Origin of the sequence: Amnibacterium sp. (assembly GCF_051956055.1) — a bacterium.
In the GTDB taxonomy this organism is placed as follows: domain Bacteria; phylum Actinomycetota; class Actinomycetes; order Actinomycetales; family Microbacteriaceae; genus Amnibacterium.
This window is the reverse complement of record NZ_JBQCGC010000027.1, coordinates 1-12,894: the sequence shown is the minus strand read 5'-3', so window position 1 is coordinate 12,894 and position 12,894 is coordinate 1. Positions and strand designations below refer to the sequence as shown.

Annotated in this window: 16 protein-coding genes; 5 read left to right on the top strand and 11 right to left on the bottom strand. The window is 74.8% G+C overall.

Features of this window, described 5'->3' with window-relative positions:
* Both ACTHLI_RS04140 and ACTHLI_RS04135 read right to left on the bottom strand, forming a co-directional pair.
* The coding region (locus tag ACTHLI_RS04140) for a flavin reductase family protein (protein ID WP_440181697.1) at positions 1-455 on the bottom strand (455 nt) is incomplete at its 3' end.
* Between the two features lie 107 nt (positions 456-562).
* Entirely contained in the window at positions 563-1,723 is a 1,161-nt protein-coding gene (locus ACTHLI_RS04135) for a MalY/PatB family protein (protein WP_440181696.1), read from the bottom strand.
* A gap of 121 nt (positions 1,724-1,844) precedes the next feature.
* On the opposite strand from ACTHLI_RS04135, the gene ACTHLI_RS04130 reads away from it, so the two are divergent.
* From ACTHLI_RS04130 to ACTHLI_RS04115, 4 genes are read left to right on the top strand one after another with little or no spacing between them, the layout of a single operon-like run.
* Entirely contained in the window at positions 1,845-2,762 is a 918-nt protein-coding gene (locus ACTHLI_RS04130; RefSeq protein WP_440181695.1) for an ABC transporter ATP-binding protein, read from the top strand.
* Positions 2,759-3,502 (top strand): ABC transporter permease, encoded by a 744-nt coding sequence (locus tag ACTHLI_RS04125; RefSeq protein ID WP_440181693.1) that lies wholly within the window; start codon positions 2,759-2,761, stop codon positions 3,500-3,502. Before ACTHLI_RS04130 ends, ACTHLI_RS04125 begins: the two co-directional genes overlap by 4 nt.
* 19 nt (positions 3,503-3,521) lie before the next feature.
* Positions 3,522-4,649, top strand: coding sequence for a sensor histidine kinase (locus ACTHLI_RS04120; RefSeq protein WP_440181692.1), 1,128 nt, complete (start codon positions 3,522-3,524; stop codon positions 4,647-4,649).
* The gene (locus ACTHLI_RS04115) at positions 4,646-5,257 is read left to right on the top strand and encodes a response regulator transcription factor (protein ID WP_440181691.1); all 612 of its coding nucleotides are present in this window, start codon (positions 4,646-4,648) and stop codon (positions 5,255-5,257) included. The genes ACTHLI_RS04120 and ACTHLI_RS04115 overlap by 4 nt, the downstream gene beginning before the upstream one ends.
* 15 nt (positions 5,258-5,272) lie before the next feature.
* Here the strand turns inward: ACTHLI_RS04115 and ACTHLI_RS04110 are convergent, their stop codons facing one another.
* The 6 genes from ACTHLI_RS04110 to ACTHLI_RS04085 form a co-directional block, all read right to left on the bottom strand.
* Entirely contained in the window at positions 5,273-6,334 is a 1,062-nt protein-coding gene (locus ACTHLI_RS04110) for a hypothetical protein (RefSeq protein WP_440181690.1), read from the bottom strand.
* 68 nt (positions 6,335-6,402) lie between these two features.
* Positions 6,403-7,005: an FMN-binding negative transcriptional regulator gene (locus tag ACTHLI_RS04105; protein WP_440181688.1), complete on the bottom strand. Its 603-nt coding sequence runs from the start codon at positions 7,003-7,005 to the stop codon at positions 6,403-6,405.
* A 53-nt stretch (positions 7,006-7,058) separates the two neighbouring features.
* Complete coding sequence (locus ACTHLI_RS04100) at positions 7,059-7,559, bottom strand: bifunctional nuclease family protein (protein ID WP_440181687.1); 501 nt, start codon at positions 7,557-7,559, stop codon at positions 7,059-7,061.
* A gap of 56 nt (positions 7,560-7,615) precedes the next feature.
* Positions 7,616-8,356, bottom strand: coding sequence for a hypothetical protein (locus tag ACTHLI_RS04095; protein ID WP_440181685.1), 741 nt, complete (start codon positions 8,354-8,356; stop codon positions 7,616-7,618).
* 191 nt (positions 8,357-8,547) lie between these two features.
* Positions 8,548-8,742: a three-helix bundle dimerization domain-containing protein gene (locus ACTHLI_RS04090; RefSeq protein WP_440181684.1), complete on the bottom strand. Its 195-nt coding sequence runs from the start codon at positions 8,740-8,742 to the stop codon at positions 8,548-8,550.
* Positions 8,743-8,786: 44 nt separating this feature from the next.
* The gene (locus ACTHLI_RS04085) at positions 8,787-9,794 is read right to left on the bottom strand and encodes a Gfo/Idh/MocA family protein (protein ID WP_440181682.1); all 1,008 of its coding nucleotides are present in this window, start codon (positions 9,792-9,794) and stop codon (positions 8,787-8,789) included.
* Between the two features lie 93 nt (positions 9,795-9,887).
* Between ACTHLI_RS04085 and ACTHLI_RS04080 the strand changes: the two genes are divergently transcribed.
* Positions 9,888-10,691 (top strand): IclR family transcriptional regulator, encoded by an 804-nt coding sequence (locus ACTHLI_RS04080; protein ID WP_440181681.1) that lies wholly within the window; start codon positions 9,888-9,890, stop codon positions 10,689-10,691.
* A 10-nt stretch (positions 10,692-10,701) separates the two neighbouring features.
* Here the strand turns inward: ACTHLI_RS04080 and ACTHLI_RS04075 are convergent, their stop codons facing one another.
* The 3 genes from ACTHLI_RS04075 to ACTHLI_RS04065 form a co-directional block, all read right to left on the bottom strand.
* A complete protein-coding gene (locus tag ACTHLI_RS04075) occupies positions 10,702-10,974 on the bottom strand; it encodes a hypothetical protein (RefSeq protein WP_440181680.1) in 273 nt (90 codons plus the stop codon).
* Entirely contained in the window at positions 10,971-12,143 is a 1,173-nt protein-coding gene (locus tag ACTHLI_RS04070) for an anion permease (RefSeq protein WP_440181678.1), read from the bottom strand. Before ACTHLI_RS04070 ends, ACTHLI_RS04075 begins: the two co-directional genes overlap by 4 nt.
* 92 nt (positions 12,144-12,235) lie before the next feature.
* Positions 12,236-12,709 carry a hypothetical protein gene (locus ACTHLI_RS04065; RefSeq protein ID WP_440181677.1) on the bottom strand — a complete coding sequence of 158 codons (474 nt, stop codon included), beginning with the start codon at positions 12,707-12,709 and terminating at the stop codon, positions 12,236-12,238.
* Positions 12,710-12,894: the final 185 nt, after the last annotated feature.

Below are 12,894 nucleotides of genomic sequence, written 5' to 3'. Positions count from 1 at the left end.
ACGGTCGACGTCCCCGCCTCCATCCGGTTGATCACACGCCCCCGGATCCAGGCGTGCGCCGCCGGGAAGTACGGCTCACCCGTGATCAGCCGGTCCCAGATGGTGCGGTCGGCGAACCGGTCGATGCCGCTCGTCGCGCCGAGCTTCGCGAGATCGAGCTGGTCGGCGCCCAGCAGGTGCACGATCAGCGTCTCCGCGGTGCGGATGGTGGGCGCGGACGACGACGTGCTCGACACCGAGAAGATGAGCAGCGGCGGCTCCGCGCTGACCGAGAAGACGGAGGTGGCCGTCAGCGCGACCGGGCCCGCGCCCGCGTCCGCGGTGATGAGGGCGACACCCGCCGCGTGGTTGCGGAACGCGAGCTTGAACTCGGCGGGCGACAGCCCCGCGATGCTCGCCGCGGACGGGTGGTCCGCCGCGATCCGTCCCGCGGCGTCCGCGATGTCGTTGCCCATGGCTGCTCCCCGTGCGTGCCGATCCGGATGGTCCGGACTCCAGCATCGTCCTAACGTTCCGGACCCCGAAATCGTTCCGACACGGAGCGACGCACGGGGGCGGATCGTCACCGCCGCGCTGCGACGGCGTCGGCGAGGCGCGACACGAGCTCCGCCAGGATCGGCGCGGGCGTCGCGAACACGACCCGGACGTACTGCTCGAACCCCGTCCCGCAGCGGGCGCCGGCGGTCGTCGCCACCCCGGCGTGCTCGAGGAACCAGCGCTCGGGGGCATCGGGCAGATCGAGCGCACCGCAGTCCAGCCAGCCGAGGTACGTGGCCTCCGGAGCCGTGAACCCCACGTCGGGCAGCTCCGCCGCGAGCCGATCCGCGAGGAGACGGCGGTTGCGGTCGAGGTAGCCGACCACCTCCCGCAGCCACGGACCGCCGTGCCGGTAGGCGGCGATCGCGGCGACCACGCCGAGCGTCGCCGGCTCGGCCAGGTGGTCGAGCCCCTCCGACCGGTACCGCCGCTCGTGCTCGTCGGCCGACAGGATCAGCTGCGCGGCCTTCAGTCCCGGGATGTTCCACGCCTTCGACGCGCTCGTCGCCGTCACGGTGTGCGCGGCGGTCGCCTCGGACAGGCCCGCGTACGGCACGTGCGGGGCACCGAACCGGATCGGGGCGTGCACCTCGTCCGCGAACACGAGACCGCCGTGCCGCTCGACGATCTCCGCGACGCACTCCAGCTCGGCCCGGTCGAGCACCCGGCCGGTCGGGTTGTGCGGGTTGCAGAGCACCAGCGTGCCGCCGCCGTCCGCGAAAGCGGCGTCGATCCCCTCGAGGTCGAGCGTCCAGCGACCGTCCGCCACGCGTCCCGGCACCTCGATGAGCCGTCGCCCGTACGCGCGCGGAAGGGTCATGAACGGCATGTAGGCGGGCGTCGGCACGATGATCGCGGAGTCGGGGCGGGAGCAGTGCCGCACCGCGAGCTCGAACGCCGACAGCACGTCCGTCACCTGGTGGATGCGCTCCGGGTCCGGGCGCCAGCCGTACTCCGCCGCCGACCAGTCGCTGAACGCCTCCGCGGCCTCGCGCGCGGTCGCGGGGGTCAGGTAGCCGAACAGGCCGTCGCGCACCCCGGCCTCGACCGCCTCCTGCACCGCAGGCGCGGTCCCGAAGTCCATCTCGGCCACCCAGGCGCCGATGGTCCCGGGATGCAGGCTCCACTTGCGGCTCGTCGGCCGGTCGAGCCGTTCGCGGCTGATCCCGTCGAAGTCGAGCGTCATGGCGCCTCCTGCAGGTCCGGCGGACCGGGACCATTCAACAGGACCGACCGTGACGGATGTCACGGCCGGTTCGTGACAGCGCAGCGAGGCACGGACGCCGGCTGCGCGGGAGGCTCGAGCCATGACCTCCTCCCCTCCGATCCGGCTCGCCGGGCTGACCAAGCGGTTCGGGCGGCTGACCGCCGTCGACGGCATCGACCTCACCATCGAGCGCGGCGAGGTCGTCGCGCTGCTCGGGCCGAACGGTGCGGGCAAGTCCACGACGATCGACCTGGCGCTCGGGCTCTCCACCCCCGCGGCGGGGACGGTGCAGCTGTTCGGGGGCGCTCCCCGCGACGCCGTGGTGGCGGGTCGGGTCGGTGCGATGCTGCAGGGCGGGGCCCTGCTGCCGACCACCACCGTCGCCGAGAGCGTCGCGCTCGTCGCGGCCGCGCACCGGCATCCGCTCCCGGTCGCGGTGGCGATGGCCCCGGCCGGCGTCACCGCCTTCGCGAAGCAGAAGGTCGGCAGGCTCTCGGGCGGTCAGCTGCAGCGCGCCCGGTTCGCGGTCGCGATCGTCTCCGACCCCGAGCTGCTGATCCTCGACGAACCGACCGCGGCGATGGACGTGGAGGGGCGTCGCGCGTTCTGGACCTCGATGCACGAGCTCACCGGCGCCGGCCGCACCGTGGTGTTCGCGACGCACTACCTCGACGAGGTCGACGCGTTCGCCGACCGGGTGGTGATGATGGCCAGGGGCCGGATCGTCGCCGACGGCACCCCCGCGGAGGTGAAGGCCGTGGTCGCGGGGCGCACGCTCTCGTGCTCCCTGAGCGGCGCCGTCGACGGCTTCGGCGAGCGGCTCCGGGAGCTGCCGGCGGTGCAGCTCGTCGACGTGGTCGGCGACCGGCTGCGAATCGGCACGAGCGACTCCGACGCGGTCCTGCGGATGGTGCTCGCGGAGCGACCGGACGCGCACGACATCGAGGTGACCGCCCGCACCATGGACGACGCCTTCCTCGCCCTGACCGCCGGCGTCGCCGAGGAGGCCGTCCGATGAGCGTCCGCTACGTCCTGCTCGAGGCGGCGCGGCAGCTGCGCAACGTGCGCTCCCTCGTCTTCACGTTCCTCGTCCCGGTCGCGATGCTGCTCGTGTTCGGCACCGTGTACGGCTCGGCCGGGGCGGTCGACCCCGCCACGCACCTCCCGTGGCTCATCGAGACGACGGTCCAGATGGGCGGCTACGGCGCGATGATGGCGGGCCTGTCGCAGGCGTTCGCGATCGTCACGGAGCGCTCGATCGGCTGGAACCGGCAGCTGCGCCTCACGCCGCTGACCGGCACCGGCTACCTGGTGTCGAAGGTCGTCGCGGCGCTCATCGTCGCGGCGGCGGCGATCGTCGTGGTGGTGCTCGTGTCCCTGCTGGCACTGCACGCCAGGCTCGGCGCGGGCGCCTGGTTCGCGGCCGGGGCCGGCCTCTGGGTGGGGATCATCCCGTTCGCGCTGATCGCGGTCGTCATCGGCCAGTTCGCGCGGCCCGAGTTCGCGCAGCCCCTCTTCATGGTGACCTTCCTCGGCCTCGCGCTGCTCGGCGGGCTCTGGGTGCCGCTGTCCCTCCTGCCCTCGTGGATGGGCGGCGTCGCGCGGGTGCTGCCCTCCTACTGGCTGAACCGGCTGGGACAGCTCGGCGCCTCCGGGGCCGGCGACGTCCTCCTGCCGATCGTGGTGCTCGGCGCGTGGACCGTGGCGCTCGCCGCCGTGATCACCTGGCGCTACCGCCACGACGCCGCTCGCGCCTGACGCTCGGTACGGTGACGGCGTGACCGACGCGGTGCCGCTGATGGGCGCGGCGAGGGGCGATCTGGGGCTCCTCGCCCGCCTCACGCATCCCGGCGCGTGGCGCTGGTACGCGGGTGGCTCGATCGGGCTGGTGTACCAGGCGTTCGAGCTCGTCGCCGTCTGGACGGCGCCGGGCGGCTCGACCGCGACGCGGATCATCGCCACCGCGTCGCTCGCGGGCTACTACGCGGTGTACCTGCTGCTCCCGCCGCTCGTGTGGCCGGAGCGGGAGGCGGTGCGCGTCGCGGCGACGCTCGGGCTGCTCGCGCTGTCCGCGCCGCTCTTCCTCACGGTCGGTGTGACGGCCGTCTGGACGTGGCTGCTCGTGCTGTGCGTCGCCGCCTTCACCTGGTCGTCGCAGGCCGCGGGACTGCTCCTCGTCGCCGGCGTCGGCGGGCTGGCTCTCGAGATCGCCGCGGTGCTCGGCTTCCCCGGTTCGATCGCCGCGAACTGGTGGGTCTGCGTCTCCGTCGGCGTGCTGATGATCGCGTTCGGCCATCAGGTGCGCCAGACGGTGCGGCTGCGCGCGGCGGGCGCGGAGATCGCGCGCCTCGCCGTCGACGAGGAGCGCGCGCGCTTCGCCCGCGACCTCCACGACTCCCTCGGGCACTCGCTCACCGTCGTGGCGGTGAAGTCGGAGCTGGCGGGCAAGCTCGTCGCCCGCGACCCCGCGGCGGCGACCACCGAGATCGCCGATGTGGAGCGGCTGGCCAGGGAGGCGCTCGCCGACCTCCGGGCAGCGGTGTCCGGCTTCCGGGGTGTGACGCTCGACGGCGAGCTCGCGTCGGCCGCGGCGGCGCTCGCCGCCGGCGGCGTCGCGCTCGAGCTGCCGGCCCCCGCGTCCGTCGTGCGGCCGGAGCTGCGGCCGGTGTTCGCCTGGGCGGTGCGGGAGGGGGTCACGAACGTGCTGCGGCACGCGAAGGCCTCCACGTGCACGATCGCCCTCAGCCGGACGGGGCTGCGCATCCGGGACGACGGCACCGCCGCGTCCCCGGACGGGAGCGGCTCCGGGCTGCCCGGGCTCGCGGAGCGCGCCGCGGCCGCCGGGATGCGGCTCGAGGCCGGCCCGCACCCGGGCGGCGGGTTCGAGCTGCGGGTGCAGCGATGATCCGCCTGCTCGTCACCGACGACCAGGCGCTCGTGCGCGGCGCGCTCGCGACGCTGCTCGGCCTCGAGGACGACCTCGAGGTCGTCGCCCAGGTCGGGCGGGGCGACGAGGTGGTCAAAGCCGCCAGAGCCTCCCGCGCCGACGTCGCCCTGCTCGACGTCGAGATGCCGGGCGGCGACGGGATCGCGACCGCGCGGGCGCTCGCGGCGAGGCTGCCCGCCTGCCGGAGCCTCATCGTCACGACCTTCGGGCGCCCCGGCTACCTCCGGCTCGCGCTCGAAGCGGGCGCGGCGGGCTTCGTCGTCAAGGACACGCCGTCCGCAGCGCTCGCCGCGGTCGTCCGGCGGATCGCGGCGGGGGAGCGGGTCGTCGACCCGGCCCTGGCGGCGGAGTCGCTCGCGGTCGGGCCCTCCCCGCTCAGCCCGCGCGAACGCGACGTGCTCCTCGCGTTCCGCGACGACGGCGCGGCGCCCGCCGTGGCGCAGCGGCTGCATCTGTCCGAGGGCACCGTGCGGAACCACCTGTCCGCCGCGATCGGCAAGACCGGGGCCAGGAACGCCGCGGAGGCGGTCAGGGTCGCGGCGGAACGCGGCTGGCTGCTCGGCTGAGCCCTCCGGGGCCGATCACGGGAGCGTGCTGATCTCGGCCTCCGCGAGCAGCGCGAGGTCGCGCAGCGCGCTCGGATCCACGTCCTGCACGTCGTGCGGCTCCAGGTCGAAGACGCACAGCGTGCCGACGCGGTACCCGTCCACCGACTCGATGGGGTGGGCGGCGTAGAAGCGGACGGGGTGCTCCGGCCCGTGCACGTGCGGGTTGGTGTCCAGCCGGTGGTCCGTCCAGGTGTCCCCGATGATCGTCGGGCCGGAGCCCTGGATCGTGATCGTGCAGATCGGCTGCTCGGCGGCGTCGCCGGGACCGCCCACGTACGCGAGCGTCCGGACTCGGCCGTGGTCGAGCAGGTTCACCTGCGCGAATGGGACGCCGAACGTGTTCCTGGCCAGCAGGACGACGCGCTCCAGGTGGGGCGTCAGGCCTCCGAGCGCCTCCGTGACCCGGTCGACGGCCCCCTGCCGCTCGTCCTCCGCCTGCGGCACCGCGCGCCGTTCGCTGGCCGTGCGCCCGTCGCCGTCGGTCGCCCTGGCGTGCGCGACCCGGAGGAGCTCGGCGACGCGCGCCGCGACCGCGTCGGTGGCCCGGGGTGCGGGCGGGGCGTCGGGCTCCGACGCCACCCGGATCGTGGTGACCGCCGGGCCGTCCCACGGGCTGCCGCCCGCGTGCTCGTGGCCCGGGCGGACCACGAGCACCGAGCTCGCCTCCGCGAGCTCGGGCAGCACGCGCTCCGCGATGCGCCCGATCCGGGCTGCGCGCCACCGGCCCGCCCCGCCGTGCCCGCGGGAGGGGGCCAGGACGACGACGACCTCGTACCGCCAGAGCCGCCAGGCGTCGATGGACCGGGTCACCGCCCGCAGCACGGGGGCGAGGTCCCAGGCCACGTCGAGGTCGAGTCCCCGCCCGGTCCGCGCGGCGACGCGGTCGGCGAGGCACTCCGCGAAGGGGATCCCGCCGGGGGTGCGCAGGAGGGCGCCGTCCGCGACGAGCAGCACCCGCTGGGCACCCTCGCCGCTCCGATGCAGGCGCGCCGCCGAGAACGCGCCCCGCGGCGACACGTCTCGGGTTCCGTCCATCGCACGCTCCGTCGGTGAGCGTGCATCCTCACAGACGGATCATCGGAGGCGCCTCCGAGCGCGGTGCGTCAGCCCTCGCGGACGCGGCGCATCTCGGCCGCGAGCCCGGGGGCGCGTCCGTCGAGCTCGGTGATGATCCGCTCCGCGACCTCGGGTGCCTTGTTCTGGCTCAGCTTCGCTCGCGCCTCGAACCGGGTCACCCGCATCCGCAGGCCCACCGTGCCCTTCGCGATGCGGCGCGAGCGCTCCTCGTCGAGGGTGAGGGATCTGCCGTGCTCGAAGCCGCCCTCGAAGTGGTCGGTGAGCCGGGAGAGGACTGCGAAGTTCTCCTCCTCGCTCAGCAGCTCGGGCACGCCGTACAGGTGCGCGGTCACGTGGTTCCAGGTCGGGATGTCGTCGCCCTGGGGGTACCAGCTCGACGAGACGTACGCGTGCGGTCCCTGCACGATCACGAGCAGCTCGTGCTCCCCGAGCTCGTGCAGCTGCTCGTCCGGGCGCCCGAAGTGGCTGAGCAGCACGAGCCCCTCCGGCGTCTCGTCGACGAGCGTCGGGTAGTGCGACGCGACGAGCCCGGCCGAGGTCGCCGAGACGTAGGTCGCCCACGGGTGCTCGCGGACCAGCCGCGCGACCTCGGCGGGGTCCGTCATCAGGAAGTGGGGCGTGTGGCGCATCGGCGTCCCTTCGTCCCCGCAGACGGTAGCGGGCGGCCGGCGCCGCCGACCTGTCAGCCCTGGAAGTCCTCCGGGTCGACCTGATCGAGGAAGTGGCGGAACTCCTCGACCTTCTCCTCCGTCGCCTCCGGGTCGGCCTCGCTCGCGTCCTCGAGCACCCCGGTCTCCGCGAGGACCGACTCGGCCACGAACAGGGGCGCGTCGACCCTGGAGGCGAGCGCGATGGCGTCGGACGGGCGGCAGTCGAGGGTCACCCTGCCGTCGGCGGTGGTGAGCACGAGCGCCGCGTAGAAGGTGCCCCCGTCGATGCGCGTCACCTCGACGCGCTCGACCCCGGCGCCGACGACGGCGAGCAGACGCTGCATGAGGTCGTGGGAGAGCGGCCGCGGCGGCTCCTCGCCGCTGATCGCGATCGAGATGGACGCCGCCTCCTGCGCCCCGACCCAGATCGGGACCAGGGTCCGCGGCCCCACCCCCTCGTCGATCGGGGTGAGGAGCACGACGGGCTGCATGCCGCCGTCCACCGCGAGACCGAGGACGCGCACCGGGACCATCGCGACAGGGTAGGCACGCCGGCCTGGAGGCAGCGGAGGGTCAGCAGCGCGGATCGTCAGGATCCGCTGCGGGATGCTGCCACGGCCGCGGCGGCCTCGTCCGCCTCCTGCCGGGCGCGCTCAGCACGGGCACGTGCCTCGTCGGCGGCGCTCGCCGCGGCGCCCACACGGGCCTGCAGCTCGTCGAGCCGCTTCCGCAGGTCGGCCAGGTCGCGGTCCCGCTCCTCGACGACCGCCTGCGCCGCCCGCGCGGCCGCGGCGGCGTCCGCACTCCTCCGTTCCGCCTCCTCGATCCTTCGCCGGCGCTCCGCCTCGGCTTCGACCTGCGCCTCCGCCTCCTGTGCGGCCTTCGCCTCTGCCGCGGCCTTCCGCGAGGTGTCGTCCGAGCGAGGACGTCGATGCGGGTGGGAACCGGCGCTCGTCCTGGGGAGCGGGGCCGCGCCCCCGGCGACGGCGCCGTCGAGGTCGACGGGGTCGAGCCCGTCGGCGTCGAGCGCGCGGACGAGCCGCCCGCTCCGGATCGCGGCGGCGGCGGCCGGGCTCGCCATGGCCGCCTGCAGGGTCTGCTGGAGCTCCTCGATCGCGGTGTCGCCGATCCGCTGCCCCTCGGCGCGGGCCCGGTCGGCCGCGGCGCCGGCGACCTCGGCGAGCAGCGACCGCCGCTCCCGCATCAGCACCCGGAGCCGGTCCCGGTCACCCTCCTCCTGCGCCGCCCGCAGCTCGGCCGCGACCTCGACCACGCGCTCGAGGTCGTCCGGCACCTCCCTGACGAGCCGATCGACCAGCCATGCGGCCACCGACGGCTTCGGCAGGGCGGTGATCCGCGCCGCGAGATCGCGGTCGCCCTCCGCCCGCGCGGCCTTCGCCCGCGCGGTCCGCTTCGCCGTGAAGGAGGCGAGGGGCAGCGCGAGCAGCTCCGTCGCGGCGGCGGCGAGGGCCTCGTCACCCTCCTCGACGTTCGCGGTGATCCGCGCCTCCCGACCTCGACCTACCCGTGCAGCCGCTTCTTGGCGGCGCGCATCGCGAGCACCGACACGTAATCCTGCACCGGACGGTCCTTCAGCTCGTCGACCTGCGCTCGGACCACCTGCTCGATCTCGGCAGGGTCCTTCTCCGGATACCTGGTCCGCAGGGCGGCGCTCACCTCTCGGACGACCTGCTCCGGGTCGAAATCGGCAGCCATGCCCGGACGCTAGGACCGTCAGATGAACAGCAGGGGTGGACGACTCAGATCGCGGCGCGGATCGTGTCCATCGCCGTGGCGAGCGCGATCGTGTCGGCGAGGGGGTGGAGGGGCGAGTCGTGCACGCCGTCGGCGACGTACCCCGCGAGTGCGGCCGCCTGCCAGGCGAGGCCGCCCCTGCCCGGCAGGAGGCGCTCGTCCCGCCAGGCCTCGGTACCGCTGCGGGTGGTGAGGTCGAACCCGAGCGGGAAGACGAGGTGGCCGGCGACGACCGCCCGGCCCTCGGTGCCCGCGATCTCGGCGTGCCCCTCCGTGGTCGCCGCCATGGTGGAGCCCACCGTCGCGAGGCGGCCCCCGCCGCCCTCGATCGCGGCGGCGAACTCCTCGTCGACCTCCCCTCGCCGCCGGCCGAACGCCGCGATCCTGGTCGCCCGTCCGGTCGCGAACTGCGCGAACCACAGCGGGTACACGCCCATGTCCAGGGTCACCCCGCCGCCCGTCGCCGGGTCCGTGAGACGCCCGGCCGCGCCGCGCGGGACACCCCAGCCCACGGACGCGACCGCCGTCGTCACGGTGCCGAGCGCGCCGTCGCGCAGGACGCGGTCGAGCACCCGGTAGGTCGGGACGTAGCGGGTCCACATCGCCTCCATCGCGAGCACCCCCGCCGCCCGGGCGGCATCGGCGACGCGCTGCGCCTCCGCGGCCGAGGTCGCGAACGGCTTCTCGACGAGCACGTGCTTGCCCGCCTCGATCGCGGCCAGCGCGAGCGGCGCATGCGCGGGGTGGACCGTCGCGACGTACACGACGTCGACGTCGTCCCGGGTCAGCACGTCGTAGCCGCCCGCAACGGGCGCGTCGAAGCGCGCGGCGAAGGCCGCAGCGCGCTCGGGTGACCGCGAACCGACGGCCGCGAGACGCTGCGCCGTGTTCGCGAGCAGCGTGGTCGCGAAATCGGCCGCGATCACCCCCGGCCCGGCGATGCCCCACCGGAGCGGCGGCGCGTCGAGCCGGATGTCGTCGTCGGGGAGCAGGTCGGCGAGTCGAGCGGACATGACCCCATTCCAGCCGATGGGCGCTGAAGGCGCAGGCGTCGGCTACCGTTGCGCTGTACGGAACAGTCGGGCTCTCCGGCGGGTGGAGCGGTCATGGACGCACTGGGGGCCGGCGACGCGCGGCGACGCCACCCGCTCGCCCGCGGCATCGAGGTCCTCACGGCCATGGTGGACAGCGACCAGGACCTGCACGGCGTCCGGGAGCTCGCCACGCGGCTGGACGTGAGCCCCAGCACGGTGCACCGTCTCCTCGCGGACCTGGAGTCGCTCGGGCTCGTGAGCCGCACCCCGAGCGGGTCGTACCGGCTCGGGCTGGAGTTCCTCCGGCTCGCCTGGAGCGCCACCGACCGGCTGCCGCTGCACGAGGCCTCGGTCGAGGCGCTGCACGCGCTCACCGACCGGTCGGGGGAGTCCGCCTTCTTCGGCGTGTACAGCGAACGGCGCAGGCAGATGATGTTCACCCTCACCGTCGAGTCGCCGCATCCGTTGCGCTACACGCTCCCGACCCACGAGTGGCTGCCGCTGCACGCGGGCGCGAGCGGGCTCGCGATCCTCGCGTTCGTGCCGGAGGAGGTGCGCGCCGCGGTGCTCGACGGCCCGCTCCCGCCCTCCACCGACCGCACGCCGACCGACGCCCCGCACCTGCGGGCGCGACTCGACGCCATCCGGGCGGAGGGCGTCGCCGTCACCCATGGGGAGCGGGTCACGGGCGGCGTGGCGATCGCGGCGCCGGTCTTCGGCGCGTTCGGGGAGGTGGTCGGGGCCTCCGGGGTCACGCTCCCCGAGGCGCGGTTCGACGACGGCGACCGGACCGCGCTCGAGTCGGCGGTGCGGGACGCGGCGGCGCGTATCAGCGAGCACATGGTCGGGTCGGCGAAGCGAGCCTCGACCGGCTGACGCCCTCGGGTCAGTGCGGCATCGGGATGATCAGGACGATCCCGACCACCACGACGGCGCCGCTGACCGCGAACAGCGCGACGGCGCCGACGGTCGCGGCGCGAGGACGCGTGCCGCGCGGCGCCGCGTCCATCTCCTCGTCCCGCGCGCTGCCGACGCTCGCCGCGCCGCGGGGTGGGGCGGCGAGCAGCCGGATCGCCGTGCCGAAGCACAGCACGATCAGGCAGGCGGCGACGAGCGCCACGGCGAACACCTCGACGAACGCGAGCCAGTCGATCGTCATGCGGCGGCCCGCCGCTTCTTCGAGCGCTGGCGGACGGCCGTCCCCGCGGCGTTCACCTCGGCTTCGAGGCTCGAGGCGTCGACCCGATCCGGCTGGGCGAGCACGAAGATCACGACCATGAAGCCCACGGCGAGCGCCGTGTCGAGCACGATGCCGAGCATCCCGATGCGGGTCACGAGCGCGGCGAGCGCCCCGACCACCGCGGCCGCGGGCAGCGTGAGCACCCAGCCGAACACGATCCGGCGCGCGGTGCCCCACTGCACGCTCGCGCCCCGCCTGCCGAGCCCGGAGCCCATGACGGAGCCGGAGGCGACATGGGTCGTCGAGAGCGCGAAGCCCACGTGGCTGGAGGCGAGGATCGTCGCGGCGGTGCTCACCTCCGCCGAGAAGCCCTGCGCCGGCTTCACCGCGGTGAGCCCCGTGCCGAGCGTCTTGATGATCCGCCAGCCGCCGGTGTACGTGCCGAGCGCGATCGCGAGGGCGCAGACGAGGATCACCCAGAACTGCGGGCCCTGACCGGCGGGCTGCGCGCCGGCGGCCACGAGCGCGAGCGTGATGACGCCCATCGTCTTCTGCGCGTCGTTGGTGCCGTGCGACAGCGCGACCAGCGAGGAGCTGAACACCTGCCCGATCCGGAACACGCGGCGGCCGTCGGGGCGCCCGTCGTACCGCCGGGTGACCGCGTAGGCGACGCGCGTCGCGCAGTACGCGACCACCCCGGCGGTCAGCGGTGCGAGCACCGCGGGGATGATGATCTTGCCGAGTAGCACGCCGTAGTCCACGGCGCCGAGGCCGGCGCCGACGAGCGCCGCCCCCACCAGGCCGCCGAAGAGCGCGTGGCTCGACGAGGACGGCAACCCGAAGTACCAGGTCGCCAGATTCCAGACGATCGCGCCGACCAGCCCCGCGAACACGAGCTCCGGCCCGACCTGCACCGAATCGCCCTCCTTCAGGAGGCCGCCGGAGATCTGCCTCGCCACCTCCGTCGACAGGAACGCGCCGACGAGGTTGAGGACCGCGGCCACGCCGACGGCGACGCGCGGGCGCATCGCGCCCGTCGCGATCGGCGTCGCCATGGCGTTGGCGGTGTCGTGGAAACCGTTCGTGAAGTCGAAGACGAGCGCGAGGGCGATCACCGTGATGACGAGCGGGACGACGGACCCGGTCATCCGCCGACCGTCCATCTCGAAGGGTTCTCCGGCGCGCGGAGCACCGCAGGAACCCCTTCGAAATGCCGTGGGATGTCGCGCACCGCGGCACTCTATGCGGTCGCTCCGCGCCGCCCTCGTCCGCCACGACCGGCGTGCCCGGCGAGCGTGCGGGAGAGCACCGTCCCGTACATCGCGTGCGCCGCGATCATCGTCAGCACGCGGTCGCGTCGGTCGCGGTGCGCGGGCGGCAGCGCCCCGATCGCGGGCACCCAGCCCTCGTAGCCGGCCGCCCAGAGCAGCAGACCGAACAGGAGGCCGCCGGCAGGTCGCCGCGCCCGGCGCGGCAGGAGCGCGAACGCCGAACCGGCGGCAGCCCCGTACCCGATGTGCGCCAGGACGGCCAGCGGTCGGGACGGCGCCGGCGCACCCGCGGGCAGCAGGTGCTCGAGGATCCGACGCGGCGGCTGCTCGGGCAGGAGGTGCAGCAGCCCGCCGAGACCGAGCACCGCGGACATCGGCCCGGTCGCGATGAGGCCGCCGACCCCTCCGGCCACGACGGCCGGGAGCCGGCTCCGCCGGGTCACGTGCGGCCCTCGTCCATGGCCGAGGACGGTAGTCGCGGGCCGGGGGCGATGCACGGGGTTGCGGTCGCGGCGGGTCGGTGCGCACGCGCGCGAGAGCGCCTCCGCCGCCCACTACAGTCGCCGTCCGTGCCAGCACTGTTCGGTCGTCGCAAGGCCGAATCCACGCCGTCGCGCGACCGGACGTC